We start from the raw sequence: 24,050 nt of genomic DNA, 5'->3' as shown, positions 1-24,050 counted from the left end.
ATTTATTTTATCTTTTAATTTTTATGAAAAATTTTATACTGTATTTTGGATATTTTTAAAAATAAATATTTAAAAGAAAGGGAGAAAAAATATTATGAATGAAAAAGAAAAAGCAGCAAAATTATTACATGATGTAGAACAAGAAAGTAGAAAACTTGATTTATTACTTGCAAAAGCTAAAAAACAAGAAGAGACATTAAAAAAAATTGAAGAAGAAAAACAAATAAACAAACATAAATCAAGAAATCCGAAAATTTAAATTTCATTATTTAATTTTAGATAAAAACTCATGTAATAAAATTGTAATTTTATATAGTTTTAATACAATTTTAAATTTATTATTTTTTTTATTTTAAAAATAAATATATTGAAATTAAAGGTTATTCAGAAAAATTAAATAACATTTATAAATTCAAAAAATATCCATAAATTAAAATAATTAAAAGCTTAGTTACTATGTTAATATACTTACTGACAATAGATATTTTTCATAAATTAAATAAATATTAATTTAAATAAAATATTGTAAATTATATAATATTTGATAAAATGTAAATATTAAACATATAAGTTTTTTACCCATTGCTTTATTTTAAAGTAAATGGGTTTTTAAATAAAAGGAGATACCAAAATGGCTTTACCAATAAAAACAATTCTTGCAGAACAATTCAAAACTGCAGAAAGTGAGTTCACTAATAAATTCAAGAAAAATAATGAAAATTGACATAATGGTGAAACGTTTATGTTTGAAAATCAATCAGGTGAAGATAATGAACTAAAATATCTTCAATTTGAAACTTCTATAGTAGAGGGAGGTAAAGAGTATTTTGTTTATGATGAAATAATAGAAATTAATAATAAACCAGTTTTATTATTAGAAATTCATGATGATGAAAAAAAGAAATTTGACAACAACTAATTTATCTTGAAGCAGATCAAGTAATTAAACAAATTAGACATTTAAGTTATGAACAATTTTCTAATGAAGTAAAAAATGATGAAAGTTTTATTAAATTAGAAGAAAATAAGGATACAACTATTATTAGAATACCATTTTTTGATTTCATTAATAACCTTAATGAGAAACAAAAAGAAGAACAAGTAGATATAAAAAATAAAAAAGTAAGAAAAGTTTTATGACAAGTATTAAAAATAACAATATTTGTAGTTGATTGGGCTGGTATTGGTATTTTAGGTAATGTTTAGTAATCTGTGTAACTTACAAAAATAACTATGTTTAATTAATTCTAGTAAATATAATTAAATGACTAGAAAGAGTGAGTTACAGATGGCTAAAAAAGATAACTTTAATAATAATGATCAAATATCAAAAGCAGTAGATTTATTATTAGAAAATACTGAAGATTTAACAACAGTTTTTAAAGAAGGGGGTTTATATAAAGAATTAACAAAACGTTTAGTTGAAAAATGTTGAATTCTGAGATGCAAAATTATTTAGGATATGAAAAAAATCAACATAGTAATAGTGACAATGCTCGTAATGGTATAAGTTCAAAAAAATTAATAACTCAACAAGGTAAAATTGAGATTGATGTACCACGAGATCGTAATAGTAATTTTACTCCTGTAATAGTGCCAAAAAGACAGAGAAGATTTGATGGTTTTGATCAACAAGTTCTTTCCTTATATGCAAAAGGTATGACATTATCAGATATTAGAATGCAGTTACAAGAGTTATATCATGGTGCTGATATTAGTGAAAGTGTTATTAGTCAAATTAACTGATGATGTGATTGATGATGTCAAAGCATGACAAAATAGACCATTAGAAGGCATTTATCCCATTGTTTATTTTGATTGTATAGTAGTTAAAGTACGACAAGATAAACGCATTATTAACAAATCAGTTTATATAGCTTTAGGTGTTGATTTAGAAGGTAAAAAAGATGTTTTAGGTTTATGAATTAGTGAAAATGAAGGCGTTAAATTTTGATTAGCAAATTTCACAGAAATGAAAAATCGTGGCTTAAATGATATTCTTATTGCTTGTAGTGACAACTTAACAGGCATGTCAGAAGCAATACAATCAGTTTATCCTAAAACTGAACATCAATTATGTATAGTTCATCAAATCAGAAATAGTTTAAAATATGTTTCATACAAACATCGAAAATCACTAGTTACAGATTTAAAGCCAATTTATAATGCATGTAGTGAAGAACAAGCAATGCAAGCTTTAGAATCATTTGAAAGTAAATGAAATAAACACTATCCTCAAATTGCTAAATCTTGATATAAAAATTGAGATAATTTAATGATTTTTATTAGTTATCCTCCAGAAATCAAAAGAGTGATTTATACTACAAATTCTATTGAATCTGTTAATAGTCAATTACGAAAAGTCATCAGAAATAAAAAAGTTTTTCCAAATGATATGGCAGTTTTCAAAATATTTTACTTAGCAATTGAAAATATAACAAAAAAATGAACAATGCCCATTCAAAATTGAAATACAGCAATTGCTCATTTTATGATAAAATTTGAAGACAGAATTAATCTGAACTAGTACTTTGCAAAACAAAGATACACAGATTATTAAAAAGCCTCCTTTTTTTAAAATAGTTTTTTCTTCTATTAATTCTATTATTTCATTTTCTAAATTAATTTTTTTTACAATTCAATATTTAAATTTATCATTTTTTGTTCTATATATTGCTAACAAATTATTAAAATATAAATACATTGTTGGATGTTTTTTAAGTATGCTAATGTTTTCACTTTCATTAATTTTAGATATACTATATTCTCAAGTAATTTTATCAAGAAGAGAATATAGTGTCATAAATAATTTTATATCTTCATTAAAAACTGTAGGTATTTTAGTTTTAATTTTACTTAATAATTTTTTTTGTTGATTTGGATTTTTAGATAAATTATAACCAGCATCATATGTTTCTTTAATAATTCTTTGATAAAGAAAAAAATATTTTTTTAAACCAATTAAGAAGTCAAATGTAGTTTTTTTTAAAAATTTACATTTATTATTAATAATATTAATATAATCTTTTTCTTTATTGAATATTTTTTGACAAAATTCATTTATAGAATTTTGATAAGAAGCGTTTTTAAAATTTATATCATTTTGATTGAATTTTATTATTTGTGTTTCTAATTTTTTTGTTTCATCTAAATATCATTGACTAGTTTCTAAGTAAATTTGATCTTTCAAATTTATAATTATTTTATTTGAATTTTTATCTTGTTTAAATCTTTTATTAATTTTTTTAATATATATTTTTTTTATATTTTTATCACTGTTTATAATTTCAGAATTTTTGTTTATGTTTAAAATTTCTTTATAATTATTTACTATATTTTTTCATAATTGATTTCATGTATTATTTGACATTATATATTTCCTTAAGTAAGAATATTTTTTCTTATTTTATTAACAATTTTTTATTTTATTAAAAATTTTAGGGTTTATTTTTATCAAATATTAAAAAAATAAATCTATATTTTTAATATCTATTTTTAGCATTTCTTAATAAACTAAAAATAAATATAAGGTTGCTAAAACAATACCACGCTTAAAAGATAAAAATAATAAACTAGTTTTAAATGGAATTTTATTATTTGTATTATTTTGTAAGTTAAATAAAATTATTTTGAATTCTTCATTATTTTTTAAACTATGATTAATAATTGGATAGTGTGTAATTTGATTTCTAGCATCTGCTAAGTAATGTTCGTAAAAATTAATTTTATCTATGTTTTTATTGAAATATTTTTTATAGAATCTGTTTTTAAAATAATCAGTTTTAACTTTTTTCAAAAATTGAATATCTTCTGCATCAAATTCAGTTCAATTTTGTTTTTTTGAAATTTTTATTGCTTGTTCTTTATTTTCTTTTATTAAATTAATTTGGATGGGTATTAAATTTAATTTATCTAAAATATTAACTAGTGAATTAAATATATCTTGAATTTGAATATATTCATAATCTAAAAAATCATAAGTTTGATTAAAGTTAATTTTATTTTCTGTCTTAATTAATCTTATTAAAAAAATTGATAATTCTGTTGACAAGAAAGTTTGAAGTATATTTTTATTATTAACTTGCTGCATATTATTTAAAGAAATATTTTTAAATGCTTTTCAAAGATCATAAATTTCAATATTATAAATTGAATATTTTTTTCAAAAAGAAGCTAATAGTTTATTATCAATGAGATGAATATTTTTTATTTTTTTTATTCTCATTCTTTTCTTCAGTATTAGTAACTGAATGAAGTTCTTTAATTCAAGAATCTTGATTTAATAATTGTTTAAAAAAAGAAGACATTTCTTTTAATTGTTGCTTTTGTTCTTTCATTATAATTTATCTTCCTATCTTTATTACCCCATAATTCCAGCTTCATATAAATGTTTAAAGTGACCTTCTTTAACTTTTAATTCATCAAAAGTACCAACTTGAACTAAACCTTTTTCTTTTTCTAAAACTAAAATCTTATCAACAGTTTTAATTGTTGATAAACGATGGGCAATAATAATACTAGTACGACCAATCATTAATTTATTAAATTGTGCTTGTATTTCCTTTTCGACAATATTATCTAAAGCACTAGTAGCTTCATCTAAAATTAATAGTTCTGGATTTTTTAAAAAGATACGAGCAATAGCTACTCTTTGTTTTTGACCACCAGATAAGTTAATCCCACGTTCACCTAAAATTGTATTATAACCATTAGGTAATTGTTCAATGTAATCATGTAAGTTAGCTTTATTTGCAGCAATTTTGATTTCTTCTAAAGTTGCTCCTTGCTTAGTATAACTAATGTTTTCGGAAAATGTGCCAAATAAAATTTGTGGATCTTGTTCAATATAGCCAATATGATGTAAGTATTGTGCTAAGTCAATATCACGTAAATCAGTATTATTATTAATTAAAATTCTTCCTTTAGCAGGGTCATAGTAACGTAGTAATAACTTAGAAATAGTAGTTTTTCCGACACCAGTTGCACCAACAATAGCATAACTTTTACCTTTTTCAAAAGTGAAAGAGAAGTTATTTAAAATTCAGTCTTCTTTTTCATCATAGCGGAAATTAACATTTTCAAAAATAATATCACTAGTAATTTGTTTTACTGGTAAGGCTTTTTCTTTATTAACTATTTTTGGTTTAATATTAAGAATTTCATTAACTCTTAAAATTGAAGTTGATGTTTTAGCTCAATTACCTAAGAATTGAATACTTTGAATAACTGGGAAAATTAAAGTGTTGACTGCTAATAAAAAAGCAATTAGTGTTGGAACACTAATGATGTGTTTACTTACAAACATGAAACCAGCAACTAAACCAACAATGTTAATTCCTGTTAGCAATGTAATTAGTAATGCTCTAGTAAAACTTTCAAAAGTAATAGTTTTTTTTGCTGCTTGGTAATATTTAAGATGTTCATTAGAAAATCTTTTATTTTCACTTTTTTCTGTAGCATTACTTTTAATTAAAGTAATAGTATTTAGTCGATCAGTAATATCAGCATTAACTTCAGTGTAAACTTTTCTTCATTTATAGTTTAAATAACGAATAATTTGAACATTTAATACTGATATTATTAAAATTGATAAAACAATACCTAAAACAATTAATGATAATTGTCAATTTAAAGAAAAAATAACGTAAATTGAACCAAAAAAAGTCACAATTGAACTAAGCATAGTTAAAGGAATAGATTGCATATTTTCACCAATAACACTAGTATCACTAATTAGTTTTGTTAAAGTGTCACCAATTTTGCGATCTTCATAATATGACATATCTAAATCTAGTAAATGTTTTAAAACTTTATTTCGATATTCAATTTCAACTTTAACACCAATGATGCTTCCTGTTAAATTACGAAAGTACATAAATAATCCTGATGCAATTTGTAAACTAATTAAAATATAAGCTAAAGTAGTAATTTTTTCTCATTGAAAACCATCGGGGGTAGCTAAAAAATTATTAGTAATTTTAGGAATAATCACTGAAATTATTGAAGAAGCAATAGTAGTTAGTATTGCAATTAGATAAAGTAGTGGATATTTTTTAAAGTATTTAATAACTGCGCTTAAGAAACCACTTTTTTTTATTTTTAATTCATTATAATCAATCATGCTTTTTTTTTATTTTTGCTGTTGTTTTTTCTTTTGTCGGCGAAGCAGTAATTTTTGTTTTATTTTTTTTGGACATAATATTTGATCTCCTTATTAATAATTTATTTTTATTTGTTATAGTGGTAAACCCAATTCTTTTAATGGAATATAATTAAAAAAATAACGACAATTACTATCTATTATATAATTTAAAGTATCTTTATATTCTGGTTTTTTAAATCAATCACTTAATAAATATCAGTATTCAATTTTGCAATTTAATATTGATAAAAGTTTTTGTCATTGTTTTCTTTTAAAATCACAAGTTTGTAGTTTTTCATCAACACTTCCAGCAACATTTTGTGTTTTAATTTCAATAATGAAAAAAGTATTATTCTTATATACAAAAATACTGTCATCTGCTAGTAATTTTTTTTGATAAAAAGTAATTTCAGTTTAAATTGTGGTGTTTTTCTAAATAAACATAGATTGCATGTTTTTTGAAAATATTAGCAACATGTTCTCCCATATAAAACAATTCAAATGCATCATTTCTTTTTAAATTGTGAATTCCAATCATATTTTTAATTTCATAATTTTCCTGTTTTTTAAAAAATGAATATAACTCTTTTTCTCCTTCAAAAGCGAGACCAGTTTTTGTATTTGCACCACCGATTCCATTTTTAACCATTATTATCATCCAATCTTTTTTTTTGCTAGATTAAAATATTCAATATTATTTTCAATTCCTATGAAATTTCTATTGTGTATTTTACATGCAAGACCAGTTGTGCCACTGCCCATAAACGGATCTAAGACAATATCATTTTCATTAGTACAAGCAATTATAATTCTTTTTAAAAGATCTAATGGTTTTTGTGAAGGATGTTTACCATAAATTTTTTCAAATGGTTTAGGGGTGGTTATTGCTCAAACACTTTGCATTTGCTTATCTTCATTCTTAAAATTATCTTCTTCTCATTTAGAATATTTCATATCTTTGTAATTAAAAACATGTTTAGAATTACTATCTTTTTTTGCTCATATTAATGTTTCATGACTAGCAGTAAAATTTCTACAACCAATATTAGGTGTACAATTAGGTTTGTATCAAACTATGTCATTAAGAATGTGAAAATTTAGTTCTTGTAAAATAAAACCACAAATATAAATAGAATGATAAGTTCCAGTAATTATTAAAGTTCCATTTGGTTTTAAAATTCTTTTGCATTCTTTAATTCATTTTTGATGAAATTTATAATTTTCAAGAAAACCTTTACTTTTATCTCATTCACCTTTATTAACAGATGTTCTTTTGCCAGCGTTAACACTATAACCATTATTTGATAAAAAATAAGGTGGATCGATAAATATAAAATCAACTAATTCATTTTTCATTTTTTTCATTTCAACAAAACTATCTCCAAAAATAAGATTTATTTTTTTAACTTGATTTGAATTTGAATTATCTATTTTAAGTTTAATTGTTTTTCCATTTTTGGTTTCTAATTCTTTACTCACTAAACTCATTATTAGTACTCCTTAGTTACAATTATTTGTTTATATTATTACAATACTATTTAGTTTATTATACTTTCCTTTTCTTTAATATTATATATTAAATAATTAATAAATAAGTATTTTACTGTAGATACTATTTGTTAATTTTTATTACTTCACGTTTCATATATTGTTAAAAACTTATTATTTAATGGTTTTTTTTGTTCTAGTAAATGCTTTTTTAAAATTTCTAGATAGTATTTAAAAGCAACAGTTAAATCTTGGAAGGCAAGTTTTCTTAATTCTTCAACATAATAATGGTTACGTTCAATTGATATTTTATCTGCTAATAATACTATTAATTCTAAAGGTTTCATTTCAGTTGCACCAGTAGTATGTTTAGCAATTGCATGAAGAACTAAATCATCATGGTACTGATAATGATTTTTTAAATACAATGCTGCTACATAACCATGTCAAATTGGAAATGGTTCTTGTAAAATTTCTTTATTATATTTTGTTAAAAATTTAGTCATTTTATTTTTACTTCATTGTTTGCAAAGGTCATGATAAGTTCCTGCAATTAGGGCTTTATTAGCATCTTCGTTATAATGGATTGCTAATTTAACAGCCATTTTACCAACATTAATACAATGTTCAGTTCTATTGTTATCCAAATTTGCTTTTAAACGCTCATAACTATATATTAAATTATTGTTAATATAATTATTAATTTTTATATCAATTTGATTAATAATTTCACCATTTCTAATTTTGGCAGAGCTAATATCACTACTTGGTCGAACTACTAAATTTTGACACTTGTATTTTGACATTAGTTCTAATGTTTTACGATAATGAGGGCGATTAACAACAATAATTTTAACTAAATTAATTAACTGTTCAATTCCTTGTCATTTATTTAAGGTATATAAATTATCAGAACCGATAATAAAAAAGAATTTGTGATTTGGATAGTTTTCAATAAAGTAGTTAATAGTATTAATAGTATAACTAGGTTGTTTACTTGTTAGTTCATAATCATTTAATTTTATTCAAGAATAGTTTTTAATAACTAAATTAATCATATCGACTCTTTGTTGATCGCTGGCACTGACACTGTCTTTTAACGGATTTTGTTTTGTTGGTAAAATTCAAACTTCATCAAGTGAAAGTTTATGATAAGCTGTATTTGCAATGTTTAAATGTTGATTATGAAATGGATCAAAAGTTCCACCAAAAATGCCAATTCTTTTCATTATTTGCTAGTTCCTAATGATTCTAAAATTTCTTTATTATATTTTTTTGTTCTTATCATTTTAATTTCATGTAAATAAGGTGGATGTCCATTAATTCATGGCGTTTCTAAAATTTTTATTTTAGTAAGCAACAATGGATGATAAATAATGTTAATTAAAGTTTGAAAACCAAGGTAACCCATTCCTAAGTTAGCATGACGATCTTTATGAGCATTGATTGGGTTTTTAGAATCATTAACATGAATAACTAATAATTTATCTAATCCAATAAGTTGATCAAATTGTTGTATTACTTGTTCTAAATTATTATTAAGATCATAACCAGCATCAGATAAGTGACAAGTATCTCAACAAACACCAATTAGTTCGGGTCTTTTTACATTATTAATAATATATTGAAGTTGTTCAAAAATAGTTCCTACTTCACTACCTTTTCCTGACATTGTTTCCAAAGCAATTTTTACAGTTTGTTTTTCTAAACATGCTGCATTTAGTCCTTTAACAATTTGATCTAAAGCAGTTTGTGGTAAAGCACCAACAGCGCTACCTGGATGTAAAACCAAAGTTTTAATGCCAATATCTTGACAGCGAATTATTTCTTGTCGTAAGAAATCTACTGCTAATTGATAAGTACTTTTATTAATACTATTAGCCAGATTAATAATATAAGGAGCATGAACAATAAGATTATTAATATTAATATTTTTTTCAATTAGTTTTTCTGTAAATTCTTTAATAAATAATGCTTTGGTTGGTTTACGAATTGTATTTTGTGGAGCACCTGTATAAAACATAAACGTATTTGCATTATAACTTAGAGCTTCTTCAAGAGCACCTAATAAATATTTTGGTGCTTTCATTGAAACATGAGATCCAATAATTAATTTGTCATTTTCCATCTTGCTTCCTCTTCCATTATTAATTTTCATCAAAAATTTTTTTTCTTCTTGCAATTGCTTGTGTTTTTTTAATTTTCTTAATTGATGCTTTAATGTGTTGTTTTCTTGTTTCTTTTTTTATTGCTTCTAAATCTTTATTAAATTTTTTCTTATAACCAGGAGTTACATTTTTATTTTTTTTAAAGCGATTAATAACATATTGCTCTTCTTTATTTCTTTCTATTTTTCGTTTATGAGCAATGATGTTGTCATTAGTAATTTCTGGTAGTAACTTATTATCTTTAATTTTATAGTATTCTATTGGAACGTTTAAATTTTTTAACTTATGAATAGTAGAATTATCACTCTTATCATAAAATACATAAGAAATACCTGAATAGTTAGCTCGTCCTGTTCGCCCTGCTCGATGAAAATAATATTCTAGATTATTTGTCGGTAATTGTAAAGAGATAACATGAGATACCCCTTCAATATCAATACCACGTGCTGCGATATCTGAACAAACAACATATTGATATTCAAAATTTTTAATACGTTTAAAAGTTTGAGAACGTTCTCGTGCTGGTAATCCACCATGTAAGATTGCTACTTTTTTATTTTCTTCAATTAAGACGTTTGCAATTTCTTCAATATTTTCTTTGTTATTAACAAAAATTAAACATAAATAAGGATCAAACATTGTTAATAATGATTGTAGTTGTTTTTTACTATCTTGATGATGACGATTAATAAAAATATGTTGAATTTTTTGAGATTTGTTATCAATACTAATTGTAGTAGCATTAGTAATATATTTTTTTAATCAAGTAACTAGTTGGGGTAATATTGTTGCTGAAAAAGTCATAATTTGAGTATTTTTATTCATTTTAGTAATTAAAAAATCTAAATCTTCCATGAATCCCATATCAAATAACATATCACATTCATCAATAACTAAAGTGTTAGTAGTAGTAATTGCTAACATATTAAGTTCATATAAACGTTTTAATCTAGTTGGAGTGCCAATTACAATTTGTGGTTGATTATTACTTAAATTATTACTTTGACGAATAATATCTTTGCCACCCACTAAACAAGCAATGCTAATATTTTGATCTTTGATTAAAGCTTTTAAAAAATTGAACGTTTGTTGAGCAAGTTCACGAGTAGGTGTAATAATAACTGCTTGTGTTACTTTTAAAGTAACATTACAATTATTTAAAATTGGAATTAAATAAGTATGAGTTTTACCACTACCAGTAGTACTTTTAATAATTAAGTTTTTATTAGTTAATGCTAAAGGAATGATTTCGGTTTGGACTGGTGTTGGATTAATTAGTTTTTCTTTTTTTAAATTTTCAATTAGTCATGGTTGTAAATTAAATTGTTGAAATGACATACGTTCACCTTTTTCTTTAATGCAATATTAATATTTTATCTTATTTTTACTAAGTTCTTTAAAAAATAAGATAAAAAACTTTATTAAAATTAATAATAATTACTATTTTAATGTTTAAGATTATTAATTTTCAAAAAATAAAAAAATACATCAGTAATTTATACAACTAATTGTTTATCTAAATTTCTAATCTAATAAAAGTAAAATGTCAATAGATTATTTTTAATCATGTAAAATTAACTTAGAAAAAATTTAAGGACTTAGAAAAGAGGTTTGTAATTTATGTCAGAAGAAGATGAAGAAGAAAAGAAAAAGAAGAAGAAATCAACAAAAATTATTGCTGGTCTTATCGGCTCTGCAGCTTTAATTGGAGCCACCATTGCTGGTGGTATGACAGCTATTGCTGAAACAGAAGGAGAAAAAGAAGAAGAGGAAGAAAAAAATAAAAAAAATCAAATGGTTCGATCTCTAAACAATCATCAATTAGTGATAATAAACGAATTTTAGCAGTAATTTTAAAAAGCAAAACAAATTTGCAATTAAAAACTGAAGACAAATTGAAAATGACAAGTCCAGAAACTGTAAAGGAGGTTATTAAAGAGAGACTAATTGAAAGTAATCCACAATCAAATTTAATAAAAGAAAAAATTATTTTAGGTAATTTAAAATATAATAATATGAACATTAAACCAACTACTTTAACAGTTGAAATGACTTATGATGACCCTTTAGTTATTGGAAGTGTAATTTTAAATGTAATTTATCCAAAATAAAAGATAAGAAGAACTTGTTTATAAAATGACGCAAATTTATATATTAAGAAAATTTAGGGGGTTATTTATATGCAAAATAATTTAAATATAATGTTTTTAGTTAATTGATCAGATTTTTCAATAAAGGACTGAATAATCATAGGATTATCAATATTATTATTAATAATAACTTTTATTTTTATTTTAGTTATTTTTCTTTTTAAAAGAAAAAGATTTAAGTTTAAAATAAACAATATTATAAGTGATAATTTAGTAAAAATAGGTAAAAATAATTATAAATTTTCAAGTAGAAATGCTTTTATACTCTTTAATGAAATTAAATCAATAATTTTAGATAAGCGTTATAAGTATTTTTATAAATTTAAAAAGAGATATAAAGATGGTAGTTTAAATAATGAACTTTTTGATATAGTTCAAAAATATTATTTAAAAAATGAAAAAGAATTAAAGAAAAAACCAAAACCTTTATTTGAAAATAAAAAAAATGATAAACCCAGTGATGCTGTTAATAAAAAAGATGATAAAAAAGTTAAATTTGTTTTTGATGATCAAGAAATGACAGTAAAAATTGAAGAAGATAAATAAAACTACTCAACTGAGTAGTTTTATTTATTTATAACTATTTTTTATCTTTTAAAAATATGTATAAAAATTTAACACCAAATATTCTAGATATTATGATATAATTCTTTAAACTTAATTTAAGTTTTCAACTCATTATTTTTTTTTTTAAAGTATATGGGTTTTTTATTTTTTTGAAAGGAAGATTAAAAGATATGTATAGTAAAGTTAAAAAAATAAAAAGTATATATAAATTAATTGCTGAAATTAAAGAAGAAATAAAACTTCCAGAAGGATTTGAAGAAAGAAAAATGTACCATGCTTGAGTACAAGAACCACTTTGCAATGTTTTAGATACCACTTGATATCATGAAATTGATATAAAAATTCAAAATATTGAAAAGAGATTAAAAAATAATATTAACAAGTATATAGGGACTACGTCCCTCGCCACTACGTGGCTCACCCAAATTATAGTCGCAGTAGGTTCACTGCGACTATAACTATTTTTATTTATCTTTTTTCTTTAAAATATTATCTAATTTATCCAAACCAGCAGATTTAATATCACTATAAGTCATATCAATACTACTTGCTTCTTTAAGGTATTTCTTAGGTGACAATTCACTTTTAAGTTCATGCACATAATGTAAAGCACGTGAATTATACCTTTTTAACCAGTGTCTAGGAAAAAATAAAGTCATAGCCATTGCTTCACCACTATAACTTGGAGGCATAATACCTCTTTTAATCATTTTCTTTGTTCTACGACGTGAAAACACTACTTTATTATAATCGTCAATATTAGTATATAAATTAAGATTAAATATAACAATAAAACCAAAAAAACGCATACGCTTAACTTGAACAACATATTCTACTTTTTCTCTTGCTTGTACTGGTATTCTATTAGGGTGTTGTTCAATCAAATACATAGTACCATTAAACATATGACCTATTAACTTACAAAATTGTCCTAAACTTTCTTGTTGATTTTTAAACTGTACTCCTAAATCATTAGAATTTATTTTTAATGCTAATTCATCTAAAATTATTAAATCTTGTTCCTCAAAAGCATAATTACTTGCTAACTGATTAAAAGTAAAAACATCATTATAATTAACCAAATAAGAATAACCAGTCTTTAACTTAATAGGGAAAGGACTAACTACTCTTTTCTTATGAGTTTGTGCTAAACAACAAGCAAGAGCAGACTTACCAGTTCTTGGAGGTGCTGAAATAATATAACTACCAACTCGTTTTAAAATTTTAACATTACGAATAGTTATAAGAATTGGATAAATAATTATAATCAAACCTATAACTAATAACACATAACCATATCAAGGCATAATAAACTCCTAACCTATAATTAAACTAATTGCTCTAAGAACCTGTTTAAAATCTTTTAGAGAAATAGGGTAAAATGATTATATATTTTAAGATAAGAGGTATATATGCGTAAAAATTATCCTAGTAATGTTAGCAAAGAGCAATTTGAAAATATAAAATCAATTTTAGAAAATACTAAAAAGAGAACTAAACCAAGAAGCTTAGATTTATATGAAGTATTTTGTGCAGTTTTATATGTATTAAAAAGTGGTTGTCAATGAAGAATGTTACCAAAAGATTTTCCAAAATGACAAATTGTATATTATTATTTTCAAGTTTGAAGTAAAAATAATGGTAAAGAACCTAGTGTATTACAATTAGTTTTAAAAAAAATTAGTCATGGCATTTCGTATAAATAATGGTAGAAAAGAACAAACTAGTTTTTGTATAATTGATTCACAAAGTGTTAAAAATACAGATACTACTAAAAACAAAGGTTATGATGCTGGTAAAAAGATTTCAGGAATAAAGCGTCATATTGCTGTTGATTCTCAAGGTTTACCACATGCAATTTACATAACCACAGCAGAAAAAACAGATCGTAACAGTGCTATAATAATGTTTGAAAATGAAAAAGAGAATCTTTCTGCAGTTCAAAAAATACTAGTAGATGCTGGTTATACTGGTGAAAAATTTGCTTCTAAAATTAAAACAATTATAAATGCAAATGTTGAAGTTATAAAACGTAATGAATTACATTCTTTTGTAGTATTACCAAAAAGATGAGTTGTAGAACGAAGTTTTGCATGATTAGAAAAATGCAGAAGATTATGAAAAATTGTGAAAAAAAATTAAATACTAGCTTACAAATGGTTGTTCTTGCCTTTATTTCAATTTTATTGAAAAGATTTTAAACAGGTTCTAACAAATAATCATAAAGGTATAATATTTTCTATTCCACTAACAATATCAACATTTAAAGCAGTACTAATAGTATCTGAAAAAATATGTCGTAACAAACTATCTGTTGTAAAAAGAAATTGTCTTAATGGTTCAACTGGTAAAACTTTACCAACAACGCCATAAAGTAATCATCTAAAAGCATTACGTAAATGACCAAAAACATCATATCAACTAACACGTTCATACTCAGGGTTAAAAGGACTATTTGGTGGCACTGGAACAATATCTTTGGAAGAAAAAATATTCATTTGACCAAATTTAACATGCAAACCGTCACGATTAGTTAATGAAGATAAATCAAAATTAATCGTTAAATGTTTTAAATTAGGAACACGAACCGGCATAGTAACAAAATTATATTTTCCTAAATTATAAACACTATCTTTATCATTTAATACACCTTTAAAATTATAACGAATATTACCCTCATAATCTAAAAACGAAAATGTATAAATAGATGAAAAATAACTAAAATATTCAGCAGAAATATAAAACATAAAACCTTGTATATAAAAACTCAAAGGTTTTGTAATTTCAAAAGTCAACTTAAAACTTAAATTATTAGAAACATTATAATTCCAAAAAACTAACTCATTAAACTTACCAGTTTGTATATAATTATGATTAAATAAAATAAGAGATAACTGGTCTAAGTCTTGTTCTGTAAATCTATAATCTGTGGACAAATCACTAACTCGCCTATCAAAATTACCTACAACATCAGAATGAAATTGAATTGAATAAGAAGTAACAGTAGTTTTATGAACAATAGCAGAAACTAATTTTAAATCTGGTTGACCAACATCAAAATAAGCAGAATTTCAAGGAATAGTTGCTCAATCATTAAAATCATTATATTTAACGGGTTTAACCATATCGCTAGTTATAGTGTAATTACTTTCACTAGGTGCATTAGAAACAATTAAACTAGTGGGTGCTTGAACAGTGCTATTTACAACAAAAAATAATTTAGCAAACTTAAATCACATAATTATTTACCAAATAAACATTTTAAAATTCACCATGAACCATAAAATATAATAAATCCAATAAAAAACTGAGTTCCATAAACTACTAAATTTCATAAAATAGTAGTAAAATCATCAACTGGACTACCTATAAACATAGTTCAATAATCAACTATACACTGATGTATTTTATTGTAAATTTCTAAAACACTCATCCTTAACACCTACCCAAACAATGACCTAAAAATAAATTTAATACTACGATAAAGAAAATTAAAAAATACACCTAATACTAATCAAAAAGTCAAATTAAACAAAATATAAACTTCATCAGTAATATTTGGTTGATTTAAATATTTGAATATCTTTACTAGAAAATATAAAAATCAAATGCAATATACTATTCACAAAATCACTCATAACTAATTACCTACAAACTTCCCTCTTTTATTTTCAACACCCTTAGCCTTATTTCTTAAACGTTTTCTTTCATGTTGTTTAGCAATTTGCTTTCCAACAAATTTTGAACTACCCTTAACATTTTTATAACTTTGCTTTACAGTACCCGATGTAGAAACTGGCTGAATATCAATATTTAAAAAAACTGACATAGCAAACTTTATTAAAAGAATAAAAACAACAAAAGTTCCTAAATTAAAACCTAAATCTGCCATTGGCAAATTTCAAAATTTCATAAAGATTTGTGCAAATAATTCTAAAATTTTTGAAATAAAAGCAACACCCATAATAAACTACTCCTATATTATTTTTAATAATTTTAAAATTAATGAAAAAGTAAAAAGTACTAAAATAATTGCTAACAATGGTGCTGGCATAGAAACTATTTGTTGTGAACTATCACCAAAAATAAAACTTTTAATAACCAAAGATAAATTATGTAAACCGGAAAAATCAGTAATATAACTTTGCAAAATATTTTGCACAATATTATTTAAAGAAGGTAAAAGTTTACCTAATAAAGGAAAAACAAAAATTATTGCAAAAAATAATTTAATCATAACTATTACCTCCTAAAATAACTTTAATTTTTTCTATCTAAATCCACGAATAATATGTCCTATGAATTCTTTAATAAATACTAAGACCATCATAAATATTGGAATTAAAACTGGTCAATTTGTCATAATTGAGTCACCAGCAAATACTCAATCAAATACATAACTAAGAACCTGTTTAGAATCTTTTCGAAAATATTGTAAAATGATTATATATTTTAAAATAAGAGGTATATATGCATAAAAATTATCCAAGTCATGTCACCAAAGAACAATTTGAAAACATAAAATCAATTTTAGAAAATAGTAAAAAGAAAACAAAACCAAGAAGTTTAGATTTATATGAAATATTTTGTGCAATTTTATATGTATTAAAAAGTGGTTGTCAATGAAGAATGTTACCAAAAAATTTTCCAAAATGACAAACTGTATATTATTATTTTCAAATTTGAAGTAAAAATAATGGTAAAGAACCTAGTGTATTGCAATTAATTTTAAAAAAAATTAGTTAAAAAAGTTCGTATCAACAATAATCGCAAAGAACAAACTAGTTTTTGTATAATTGATTCGCAAAGTGTTAAAAATACAGATACTACTGAAAATAAAGGTTATGATGCTGGTAAAAAGATTTCAGGCATAAAACGTCATATTGTTGTTGATTCTCAAGGTTTACCACATGCAATTTACATAACCACGGCAGAAAAAACAGATCGTAATAGCGCTATAATAATGATTGAAAATGAAAAAGAAAATCTTTCTGCAGTTCAAAAAATAATAGTAGATGCTGGTTATACTGGTGAAAAATTTGCTTCTGAAATCAAAACAATCATAAATGCAAATGTTGAAGTGATAAAACGCAATGAATTACATACTTTTGTAGTATTACCAAAAAGATGAATTGTAGAACGAAGCTTTGCTTGATTAGAAAAATACAGAAGATTATGAAAAAATTGTGAAAGAAAACTAAATACTAGTTTACAAATGGTTGTTCTTTCATTTATTTCAGTTTTATTAAAAAGATTCTAAACAGGTTCTAAAAGATTCTAATAATTTTTGGCCAATACCTCCAATCATATTTAATAGTGCGGTTAAACCTGCGGGCATTCTAATCACCTCCCTCCTCTAATTCTTTTCTTGCTCTTTCTTTACGTTTTTGTTCTTTACAATACCAACAATCTGGGTCAATTACATTATGCTTTTTATGTTTAAATTTTCAAATTATCTTTTTAATAGTACCCTTAAAAGCCCAAGCAGTACCAAGCACAGCTAATATCACAACTATTCATTTAACCATTATTTTTTACCTCCTAAAAAATTATCAAAACTCATATTTTCACTTAATCTTTGTTCAAAATTTCGCTTTGCTTTTTTCTTATGTAACTTTTGTCTTGGCATATTTTTTCATTTATCTTTTTTCATTTTAAACACCACCTAGTGTATAAGCATAAGAATAATCCCAGTTTAAACTTGCTCTATCTAAATTAATCTCTGACATACTATCATCATTTAAATCAACATCAACCATACTGTCATTTGTACTTTGATAATCATTAACACTGCCATTAATTAATCTTGCTCTTTCATCTGTAAATACTTCTTGTAATTCTGTATTATTATGTGTATTTCCTAACGGCAACAATAAAGTATCTATAATCTCACTTGCTCCGGCAATAATTGTAGGAATAGCAAAATAATTATTAAAATTATTGTTTATACCCATAGCAACACCACTACTAATCAAACATCCACCAGTACCCATATTTGCTATCTTTCTTATATTTTGAAATCTATTAGGGATTAACTCAGTTAAACCACTAATGACATTCGCTATACCAAAACTATTTAAAGATATATAAATAAGTATCTCAATCTACAAAAGGAACATCAATTATCGGTTTAACAGTTGTAAATGGTGAATACGTTGGTCTTGGGGGTTCGGTATAGGACATGGTGGTCAAAAACAAGGTTCATCTCTTAATAAAACAACTGACTTATCTACATACTGAACAAACTTAGCATAATTTATTAAACCAATTGTTCCTAGTCCTAAAAATATCTTTTTATAACTATTAATCACTTTATTTCTAGTAGTAGGTCTTTGATTAATATTCCATATATCAAGTCCTAATTTTTTACTAAATAACAAAGAATTAATAGAACCTAAAATTGGGTCTTTTAAATATTGACCATAATAAGCACTAACTCCAACCATAGCACTTAATGGACTTAATCCAGTTCTTAAAATTTTAGTTAAAGTATAATTATTAGTTTGTTCTAAATCATTAGGCATAAATAAAACTCCTTACTTTATTAATAAGGAGCATATTTATACTAATTAGAGTAAGGGGCAAAAATACACTAAAAAGTATATATATGCCCCTTATTTAATTTTTAATTTTCTTTTTGTTGTAATTGTTCTTTTTGTTTAACCAAAGCAATATTTAATATACAATTTGGACAATAATATTTCCCAGTATATAAATTTTGTAAAACTCTTTTAGGACAAATTACTTGGTCACAAAGTTTGCATACATACATTGCTAAATGAAAATGTTGTTGACAAGCACAATTATTAATTTTTGACATAACTTAAATCCTTTAAATAATTATTTACCAATTACCCTATAATAAATAACTATTTAGTTTTTAAATTATGTATGTCAATTATTTTTGCTTCTCATGTTATTTCAACATCATAATAAGAACCAAGAGTTAAATTCATTTTAGAAAGTTTAGAAAATAATTCACTATCATGTAAAACTCATTTATCCTTAGATTTTTCACCAGTTGATATTTTAATACCTTTATCAGTAACATAAAACGGCGAAAAAGTAAGTACATCATAATTTTTGGACTTACCACTTTTTTCATCTTTAATTACTTCATTGTTTCTAATTTTTGTCAATTGACAAAGAAAATACATTTTATTAACCTCCCAGAATTAGGTATAATACCAGATTAATAATGTGGGTAATGACATTATTAATTATAATATAACATAAAAAAACAAAAAAACAATAAAAAAGGCAAAAACATAAAGTTAAATTCTGGGTAAAACCTTATATTTTTGCTATTAACCATTATATATATATATATATATATATACAAGTATTTTATTTACTAATTAAAAATTATTTATAAATTTTTGGTAAAAAATGAGAATTAATTAACTGTTCCATAATAATTTTAACTGTCTCTAATTCTTTATCAGTTGCTATTTTTAATTTATGATTTTCATAATTTCCAAGTTTTCTAACTATATCTAAACTATTATTTCAATTTTTACTTAATGTCCCATCATTTTGAATATAATCAACGTAATAAACAAAATCTTTATTTTTTTCAATACAACCTAATTCAAATGCAAAATGCATTAACATTTTTCTAGCTAATAAAGTAGCAGAAGAATTATGTTTTAAAATTATTGAAAAAAAATATTCTTTCATTAAATTATGTAAATCCTTTTTATTTTCATTTAATAAAATTTCTAAATCTTTCTAAATCTTTCTTGTTTAATTGAACAACATTATATTTAGGATTTCCATTTAAATTATTAAGTGAAATCTTTAAACAATTTTTATAACTACAAACAAAAGTTAATTCATCATTATCAGTTAAATCACCACAAAGACTATGACTATTAATTGCTGAATTTTTATTACAATATCCAATAAAAATAAAATTATCTTTTATAAGTTGCTTATTAAAACAATTAGAACATATAAAACTCCTACTTTTAATATTTGATTGATAATTTCTATTTATATTATAAAGTTCATATTTATAAGAACAAATTTTCATAAATGTACATTTTTCCTTCATCAAATTTTATAAATTTTATTAATGACTAAAAGATTATATCAAAATATTTCACTAATGTAAAATTCTCGGCACACGTTTAATTGCATTTCTAAACCTAATACTATCAATTGAAACATATTCATCATAATCTTTAAAATTATCACCAAAAACAGTAGTATCAAAACTACCACCAAAAAGTATAGTACGACCTAAATTATCAATTTTTTTCCTAAAAAATTGTGTATGTAAAGCATTAGCAGAAGCATCAATTAAACGTTGATATAACATTATTTTTTGACCTTTAACCACTTTTGGATTAGAACAATTACGAGAAAAAGCATAAGCACGCACACCTAAATCATATTGATTTTGAGATTTTATATCATTTTGAACCTTTACTACATATTTACTTAAATACTTAACTATATTTTCATTAGTACCCTTTTGAACAACTCTTACATCATTAAAACCAAATGGTCATCATTGCGGTAACATACTTTTATGTATTTTTCTATTAAATAATATATGAAAATGAATAGCACCACGTTTTTGATATTCATAAACATACATATATTTTAATTCACCTAAATATTTAGCACGCTTAGGGTCATTTCATCAACGCTTTAAACGTTTAAAGAATATAGCAATATCATGTTTTGCTTTATTAACATCTTGCATATTATCAGCATAAGTCAAAGTTACAAAACTTAAAACCTTTGAATTATAAAAATTATGATACGCTTTATGTATTAATTTTGTTTTAGTACGAATAGTAGAATTACGTAACTTCTTATCATTAATACCTAAATTTTTAATACCAACTTCATTACGCTTATTATTTAATATTGCACTCATAGGTAAAATTATATTTTTAACATAAGCACCATAATATACTTTTTTAATATAAAAATTTTCTTGCATATATAAAACTCCCAGAATTTATTACTAATTTTATATACTTTAATAACAAACTAATCATAACATAAAAAACAAAATAATTAATAAATTGGAATGGCAACCCTTTTTAGGACTATTTTTTGGTAGACATTTTTTCATGATATTTAACTGGAGTTAGGTAGTTTAAAGTGCTGTGGATTCGTATGTTGTTGTATCAATTGATATAATCAAATAATTCTAATTTTAATTGGATTAATGATGTAAAATTTTTATCATTAATAAATTCAGTTTTGAAAGTTTTGAAAGTTGCTTCAGCAACAGCATTATCATAAGGACAACCTTTTTTGCTTAAAGAACGGGTAATATTGAATGCTAATAAAAGTTTATCAATAGTTTTATTATTGAATTCATTACCGCGATCACTATGAAATATTTGAATATCTTTTAAACAGCGATTTGATTGCATAAATGCTTGATATACTAATGATGCATCTTTTTTAGTACCTACAACTATGTCCAATAATTTCGCGGTTAAATAGGTCGATTAATAAGCAAATATAGTTTCACTTACCATTAACTTGAACATAAGTTAAATCACTAACAATAACTTCATTTTTAAGCCTATTATTAAAGTTTCTATTCACAAGATTGCTTATTTGGCTATCATTGACTTTGTTATGATGATTTTTAAATGATAATTTAGTGTATTTTGATATTAAATTATGCTGATTCATAATTTCTTTAATTTTTTTGCGTGATAAATAAATTTCTTTATTTTCTAGACTGACTTTTATTCTTCTTGTTCCATAAACTTCTTTATTTTGTTTAAAAGCACTAATAACAGCTTCATCATACATATTATTTTTGATTTTATCTTCTTTTTTCTTTAAATTAAAATAATATGTTGATTTAGAAAGTTTTAAAAAACGACAAATTGGACGAATTTTATATTTAGATTTATTATTTGTAATAATCTCTACTTTCTGCCTATTATTAGTGCTGCTTGCTTTAAAATATCATTCTCCATTCTTAATTGTTTTAATTCTTTATTTGCTTGAATTAATTGTTTTTCTAAATCCGAAAGATTATCTTTAGTTTTAAAACTGCCTGAATTTGTAAATTGCTTAATTCATTTATAAGTAGCTGCTCTTGTAACGTTGTATTCTTTAGCAAGGCAAGATACTGATTTGCCATTTTGATATAAAGATACTATTTGTTTTTTAAATTCATCATTATATGAGTTAATATTGGCCATAATTATATTTCCTTTCTTTTAACTAATTTGTTCACTTGTCTACGTAATTAGTGTCCAATAAAGTGTAACCCATCCAAAATTTTTTGATTTTCTTGCAATATATCTTCTATCTGTATTGTTTCATAATTAGCAAAGTTATTAACTTCATTAATCATTAATTGAATTTGCTTATCAATAAGTTCTTTATTTTTTTCTTTTCAATATATTTTTTTCTGCGTCTTTTTTCTCCTTCTCTTTTTTTTCTAATAAATTCAGGATTTGATTTATTTTTTTCTAAATATTTTTTTGTCTTTCTGCATGTTTTTGTTTTTTAGTTTTAATGTTTTCAAATGAAATTTCTACAAAAATAGCGGGAGAAGGTACAAAAATAGATTCATTTTTTGTTTTTTCGTTATTGTTATTCTCTAAAATTATATCCATATTTTATATTTCCTTTTTAAAATAAATAGTGTATTTATAAACTTATATTAAGTTTATGTTCTTGATTTTATCATCTTTTTTAATTTAGAAAAATAGTTACCATTTTGGTAACTATTTTTATTTTGCTATAAATTTATTATTAATTTTAGTTTTATGTTGGATTGATAAACTTATTTTATTTATTTCATCAATAAAATGAGGCTTTTTAATAATCTGTGTATCTTTGTTTTGCAAAGTACTAGTTCAGATTAATTCTGTCTTCAAATTTTATCATAAAATGAGCAATTGCTGTATTTCAATTTTGAATGGGCATTGTTCATTTTTTTGTTATATTTTCAATTGCTAAGTAAAATATTTTGAAAACTGCCATATCATTTGGAAAAACTTTTTTATTTCTGATGACTTTTCGTAATTGACTATTAACAGATTCAATAGAATTTGTAGTATAAATCACTCTTTTGATTTCTGGAGGATAACTAATAAAAATCATTAAATTATCTCAATTTTTATATCAAGATTTAGCAATTTGAGGATAGTGTTTATTTCATTTACTTTCAAATGATTCTAAAGCTTGCATTGCTTGTTCTTCACTACATGCATTATAAATTGGCTTTAAATCTGTAACTAGTGATTTTCGATGTTTGTATGAAACATATTTTAAACTATTTCTGATTTGATGAACTATACATAATTGATGTTCAGTTTTAGGATAAACTGATTGTATTGCTTCTGACATGCCTGTTAAGTTGTCACTACAAGCAATAAGAATATCATTTAAGCCACGATTTTTCATTTCTGTGAAATTTGCTAATCAAAATTTAGCGCCTTCATTTTCACTAATTCATAAACCTAAAACATCTTTTTTACCTTCTAAATCAACTGGATGGGTTTACACTTTATTGGACACTAATTACGTAGACAAGTGAAC

The 24,050-nt window shown here is 23.7% G+C and carries 30 protein-coding genes and 5 pseudogenes; 9 read left to right on the top strand and 26 right to left on the bottom strand.

Features of this window, described 5'->3' with window-relative positions; all coding sequences use genetic code 4:
- Positions 1-94 precede the first annotated feature (94 nt).
- The 3 genes and pseudogenes from ACI2WJ_RS05615 to ACI2WJ_RS05605 all read left to right on the top strand — a co-directional run bounded on the left by ACI2WJ_RS05615 (position 95) and on the right by ACI2WJ_RS05605 (position 2,527).
- Complete coding sequence (locus ACI2WJ_RS05615; protein WP_174481083.1) at positions 95-259, top strand: hypothetical protein; 165 nt, start codon at positions 95-97, stop codon at positions 257-259.
- Positions 260-631: 372 nt separating this feature from the next.
- On the top strand, positions 632-919 hold the full coding sequence (locus ACI2WJ_RS05610; protein WP_342267261.1) for a hypothetical protein: 288 nt from the start codon (positions 632-634) through the stop codon (positions 917-919).
- Positions 920-1,288: 369 nt separating this feature from the next.
- A pseudogene (locus ACI2WJ_RS05605) lies at positions 1,289-2,527 on the top strand (IS256 family transposase).
- On the opposite strand, the gene ACI2WJ_RS05600 reads toward ACI2WJ_RS05605, so the two are convergent.
- From ACI2WJ_RS05600 to ACI2WJ_RS05560, 9 genes and pseudogenes are all read right to left on the bottom strand, one after another.
- A complete protein-coding gene (locus ACI2WJ_RS05600; RefSeq protein ID WP_400255091.1) occupies positions 2,420-3,370 on the bottom strand; it encodes a hypothetical protein in 951 nt (316 codons plus the stop codon). The pseudogene ACI2WJ_RS05605 and the gene ACI2WJ_RS05600 overlap by 108 nt on opposite strands.
- A 135-nt stretch (positions 3,371-3,505) precedes the next feature.
- The gene (locus tag ACI2WJ_RS05595; RefSeq protein WP_400255090.1) at positions 3,506-4,225 is read right to left on the bottom strand and encodes a hypothetical protein; all 720 of its coding nucleotides are present in this window, start codon (positions 4,223-4,225) and stop codon (positions 3,506-3,508) included.
- Positions 4,185-4,337 (bottom strand): hypothetical protein, encoded by a 153-nt coding sequence (locus ACI2WJ_RS05590; RefSeq protein WP_400255089.1) that lies wholly within the window; start codon positions 4,335-4,337, stop codon positions 4,185-4,187. The genes ACI2WJ_RS05595 and ACI2WJ_RS05590 overlap by 41 nt, the downstream gene beginning before the upstream one ends.
- A 23-nt stretch (positions 4,338-4,360) precedes the next feature.
- A complete protein-coding gene (locus ACI2WJ_RS05585) occupies positions 4,361-6,121 on the bottom strand; it encodes an ABC transporter ATP-binding protein (protein ID WP_400255088.1) in 1,761 nt (586 codons plus the stop codon).
- Between the two features lie 114 nt (positions 6,122-6,235).
- Positions 6,236-6,791: pseudogene (locus ACI2WJ_RS05580) on the bottom strand (hypothetical protein).
- A gap of 2 nt (positions 6,792-6,793) precedes the next feature.
- A complete protein-coding gene (locus tag ACI2WJ_RS05575; RefSeq protein ID WP_400255087.1) occupies positions 6,794-7,630 on the bottom strand; it encodes a DNA-methyltransferase in 837 nt (278 codons plus the stop codon).
- Positions 7,631-7,761: 131 nt separating this feature from the next.
- Positions 7,762-8,859: a nicotinate-nucleotide adenylyltransferase gene (locus tag ACI2WJ_RS05570; RefSeq protein ID WP_338956847.1), complete on the bottom strand. Its 1,098-nt coding sequence runs from the start codon at positions 8,857-8,859 to the stop codon at positions 7,762-7,764.
- Positions 8,859-9,758, bottom strand: coding sequence for a deoxyribonuclease IV (locus ACI2WJ_RS05565; protein ID WP_400255086.1), 900 nt, complete (start codon positions 9,756-9,758; stop codon positions 8,859-8,861). The genes ACI2WJ_RS05570 and ACI2WJ_RS05565 overlap by 1 nt, the downstream gene beginning before the upstream one ends.
- A 19-nt stretch (positions 9,759-9,777) precedes the next feature.
- Positions 9,778-11,136, bottom strand: a complete 1,359-nt coding sequence (locus ACI2WJ_RS05560; RefSeq protein WP_400255085.1) for a DEAD/DEAH box helicase — start codon at positions 11,134-11,136, stop codon at positions 9,778-9,780.
- Between the two features lie 282 nt (positions 11,137-11,418).
- Here ACI2WJ_RS05560 and ACI2WJ_RS05555 point away from each other — a divergent pair, with 282 nt between their 5' ends.
- From ACI2WJ_RS05555 to ACI2WJ_RS05540, 4 genes are all read left to right on the top strand, one after another.
- Positions 11,419-11,643, top strand: a complete 225-nt coding sequence (locus ACI2WJ_RS05555) for a hypothetical protein (RefSeq protein WP_400255084.1) — start codon at positions 11,419-11,421, stop codon at positions 11,641-11,643.
- 26 nt (positions 11,644-11,669) lie between these two features.
- A complete protein-coding gene (locus ACI2WJ_RS05550) occupies positions 11,670-11,909 on the top strand; it encodes a hypothetical protein (protein ID WP_400255083.1) in 240 nt (79 codons plus the stop codon).
- 69 nt (positions 11,910-11,978) lie between these two features.
- The gene (locus ACI2WJ_RS05545; RefSeq protein WP_338956858.1) at positions 11,979-12,494 is read left to right on the top strand and encodes a hypothetical protein; all 516 of its coding nucleotides are present in this window, start codon (positions 11,979-11,981) and stop codon (positions 12,492-12,494) included.
- 191 nt (positions 12,495-12,685) lie between these two features.
- Entirely contained in the window at positions 12,686-12,973 is a 288-nt protein-coding gene (locus tag ACI2WJ_RS05540) for a hypothetical protein (RefSeq protein WP_400255082.1), read from the top strand.
- A gap of 6 nt (positions 12,974-12,979) precedes the next feature.
- On the opposite strand, the gene ACI2WJ_RS05535 is transcribed toward ACI2WJ_RS05540, so the two are convergent.
- A complete protein-coding gene (locus ACI2WJ_RS05535) occupies positions 12,980-13,822 on the bottom strand; it encodes a hypothetical protein (RefSeq protein ID WP_400255081.1) in 843 nt (280 codons plus the stop codon).
- A 105-nt stretch (positions 13,823-13,927) separates the two neighbouring features.
- Here ACI2WJ_RS05535 and ACI2WJ_RS05530 point away from each other — a divergent pair.
- Positions 13,928-14,716: pseudogene (locus tag ACI2WJ_RS05530) on the top strand (IS5 family transposase).
- On the opposite strand, the gene ACI2WJ_RS05525 reads toward ACI2WJ_RS05530, so the two are convergent.
- The 4 genes from ACI2WJ_RS05525 to ACI2WJ_RS05510 form a co-directional block, all read right to left on the bottom strand.
- The gene (locus ACI2WJ_RS05525) at positions 14,699-15,754 is read right to left on the bottom strand and encodes a hypothetical protein (RefSeq protein WP_400255080.1); all 1,056 of its coding nucleotides are present in this window, start codon (positions 15,752-15,754) and stop codon (positions 14,699-14,701) included. The pseudogene ACI2WJ_RS05530 and the gene ACI2WJ_RS05525 overlap by 18 nt on opposite strands.
- Positions 15,755-15,756: 2 nt before the next feature.
- Positions 15,757-15,948 (bottom strand): hypothetical protein, encoded by a 192-nt coding sequence (locus ACI2WJ_RS05520; protein ID WP_400255079.1) that lies wholly within the window; start codon positions 15,946-15,948, stop codon positions 15,757-15,759.
- 207 nt (positions 15,949-16,155) lie between these two features.
- On the bottom strand, positions 16,156-16,479 hold the full coding sequence (locus ACI2WJ_RS05515; protein WP_400255078.1) for a hypothetical protein: 324 nt from the start codon (positions 16,477-16,479) through the stop codon (positions 16,156-16,158).
- A gap of 12 nt (positions 16,480-16,491) precedes the next feature.
- Positions 16,492-16,752 (bottom strand): hypothetical protein, encoded by a 261-nt coding sequence (locus ACI2WJ_RS05510; RefSeq protein ID WP_338956747.1) that lies wholly within the window; start codon positions 16,750-16,752, stop codon positions 16,492-16,494.
- 233 nt (positions 16,753-16,985) lie between these two features.
- On the opposite strand from ACI2WJ_RS05510, the gene ACI2WJ_RS05505 reads away from it, so the two are divergent.
- Positions 16,986-17,775, top strand: a protein-coding gene (locus ACI2WJ_RS05505; protein ID WP_400254448.1) for an IS5 family transposase whose coding sequence is annotated in 2 segments (ribosomal slippage) — positions 16,986-17,246 and positions 17,248-17,775 — 789 coding nt in all. Because the reading frame shifts where the segments join, the coding sequence is not laid out codon by codon here.
- Between the two features lie 79 nt (positions 17,776-17,854).
- Here ACI2WJ_RS05505 and ACI2WJ_RS05500 read toward each other — a convergent pair.
- From ACI2WJ_RS05500 to ACI2WJ_RS05445, 12 genes and pseudogenes are all read right to left on the bottom strand, one after another.
- The gene (locus tag ACI2WJ_RS05500) at positions 17,855-18,043 is read right to left on the bottom strand and encodes a hypothetical protein (protein ID WP_338957715.1); all 189 of its coding nucleotides are present in this window, start codon (positions 18,041-18,043) and stop codon (positions 17,855-17,857) included.
- A complete protein-coding gene (locus ACI2WJ_RS05495; protein WP_338956654.1) occupies positions 18,043-18,168 on the bottom strand; it encodes a hypothetical protein in 126 nt (41 codons plus the stop codon). Before ACI2WJ_RS05495 ends, ACI2WJ_RS05500 begins: the two co-directional genes overlap by 1 nt.
- Position 18,169: 1 nt before the next feature.
- Positions 18,170-18,508: a hypothetical protein gene (locus ACI2WJ_RS05490; RefSeq protein WP_400255077.1), complete on the bottom strand. Its 339-nt coding sequence runs from the start codon at positions 18,506-18,508 to the stop codon at positions 18,170-18,172.
- Between the two features lie 129 nt (positions 18,509-18,637).
- Positions 18,638-19,039 carry a hypothetical protein gene (locus ACI2WJ_RS05485; RefSeq protein WP_400255076.1) on the bottom strand — a complete coding sequence of 134 codons (402 nt, stop codon included), beginning with the start codon at positions 19,037-19,039 and terminating at the stop codon, positions 18,638-18,640.
- A 101-nt stretch (positions 19,040-19,140) separates the two neighbouring features.
- Positions 19,141-19,335, bottom strand: coding sequence for a hypothetical protein (locus ACI2WJ_RS05480; RefSeq protein ID WP_281749008.1), 195 nt, complete (start codon positions 19,333-19,335; stop codon positions 19,141-19,143).
- Between the two features lie 49 nt (positions 19,336-19,384).
- Positions 19,385-19,672 carry a hypothetical protein gene (locus ACI2WJ_RS05475; protein ID WP_400255075.1) on the bottom strand — a complete coding sequence of 96 codons (288 nt, stop codon included), beginning with the start codon at positions 19,670-19,672 and terminating at the stop codon, positions 19,385-19,387.
- Between the two features lie 208 nt (positions 19,673-19,880).
- Positions 19,881-20,195 (bottom strand): hypothetical protein, encoded by a 315-nt coding sequence (locus tag ACI2WJ_RS05470; RefSeq protein ID WP_400255074.1) that lies wholly within the window; start codon positions 20,193-20,195, stop codon positions 19,881-19,883.
- Between the two features lie 19 nt (positions 20,196-20,214).
- Complete coding sequence (locus ACI2WJ_RS05465; protein ID WP_400255073.1) at positions 20,215-20,550, bottom strand: hypothetical protein; 336 nt, start codon at positions 20,548-20,550, stop codon at positions 20,215-20,217.
- 72 nt (positions 20,551-20,622) lie between these two features.
- Positions 20,623-21,471: a rolling circle replication-associated protein gene (locus tag ACI2WJ_RS05460; protein WP_400255072.1), complete on the bottom strand. Its 849-nt coding sequence runs from the start codon at positions 21,469-21,471 to the stop codon at positions 20,623-20,625.
- A gap of 109 nt (positions 21,472-21,580) precedes the next feature.
- A pseudogene (locus tag ACI2WJ_RS05455) lies at positions 21,581-22,702 on the bottom strand (IS3 family transposase).
- Positions 22,703-22,975: 273 nt separating this feature from the next.
- On the bottom strand, positions 22,976-23,122 hold the full coding sequence (locus ACI2WJ_RS05450) for a hypothetical protein (protein WP_338956860.1): 147 nt from the start codon (positions 23,120-23,122) through the stop codon (positions 22,976-22,978).
- Positions 23,123-23,360: 238 nt separating this feature from the next.
- A pseudogene (locus tag ACI2WJ_RS05445) lies at positions 23,361-24,002 on the bottom strand (IS256 family transposase); the annotation flags it as partial.
- Positions 24,003-24,050: the final 48 nt, after the last annotated feature.

The sequence above is a fragment of the Spiroplasma endosymbiont of Cleonymus obscurus genome (assembly GCF_964273375.1).
In the GTDB taxonomy this organism is placed as follows: domain Bacteria; phylum Bacillota_I; class Bacilli_A; order Mycoplasmatales; family VBWQ01; genus Spiroplasma_E.
Note: the sequence above shows the minus strand (reverse complement) of the source record. Positions and strands in the feature narration are given on the sequence as shown.